The 1,279-nt window shown below is 45.4% G+C and carries 1 pseudogene; it reads left to right on the top strand.

Annotated features, from left to right (window positions below):
* Positions 1-1,279 (top strand): annotated as a pseudogene (locus DK441_RS26325) (hypothetical protein); the annotation flags it as partial.

Genomic DNA, 1,279 nt, shown 5'->3' with positions numbered 1-1,279 from the left:
AATCTCGGATCAGGAGTAGTGACTATTGACACTACTGCACCAACAGCAGATACCTTTACCACCAATGATATTACACCTACCTTAACCGGAACCGGAGAGGCCAATGAGACCTTAACCATTACCGTAGATGAAAACGGAGATGGTACCCCAGAGGTTACCTATACCGTAACGACGGATGCAGCAGGAGACTGGAGTATTGATACGGGAGTTGCCGTACCAGATAGTGGTAGTTTACCAGTCTTGACAGATGATGATACCTTGGATGTTGTAGCTACCGATGCAGGAGGTAATAGTGGAGCTGGAGTAGTGACTATTGACACTACTGCACCAACCGCAGATACGTTTACGACCAATGATATTACTCCGATCTTAACAGGAACCGGAGAGGCTAATGAGACCTTAACGATTACTGTAGATGAAAACGGAGATGGTACTCCAGAAGTTACTTATACCGTAACTACAGATGCAACAGGAGACTGGAGTATTGATACTGGAGTTGCAGTACCAGATAGTGGTAGTTTACCAGTACTAACTGATAATGATACGTTGGATGTTGTGGCTACCGATGCCGGAGGCAACAGTGGATCAGGAGTAGTGACTATTGATCTTACTGCACCAACAGCAGATACGTTTACAACAAACGATATTACCCCGACTTTAACGGGAACTGGGGAAGCAAATGAGACCTTAACGATTACCGTAGATGAAAACGGGGACGGTACCCCAGAGGTTACTTATACCGTAACGACCGATGCAGCAGGAGACTGGAGTATTGATACGGGAGTTGCAGTACCTACAAGTGGTAGTTTACCAGTCTTGACTGATAATGATACTTTGGATGTTGTAGCTACTGATGCAGGAGGTAACAGTGGATCAGGAGTAGTGACTATTGACACTACTGCACCAACAGCAGATACGTTTACGACTAATGATATTACGCCTACCTTAACAGGAACCGGAGAGGCTAATGAGACCTTGACGATTACAGTAGATGAGAATGGAGATGGTACCCCAGAGGTTACTTATACCGTAACGACCGATGCAGCAGGAGATTGGAGTATTGATACCGGAGTTGCAGTACCAGATAGTGGTAGTTTACCAGTCTTGACTGATAATGATACGTTGGATGTTGTAGCTACTGATGCAGGAGGCAACAGTGGATCAGGAGTAGTGACTATTGACACTACTGCACCAACAGCAGATACCTTTACCACCAATGATATTACACCTACCTTAACCGGAACCGGAGAGGCCAATGAGACCTTAACCATTACCGTAG

Origin of the sequence: Aquimarina sp. AU58, from assembly GCF_900312745.1 — a bacterium.
Taxonomy (GTDB): Bacteria; Bacteroidota; Bacteroidia; order Flavobacteriales; family Flavobacteriaceae; genus Aquimarina; species Aquimarina spinulae.
This window is presented reverse-complemented; position numbering and strand designations above follow the sequence as displayed.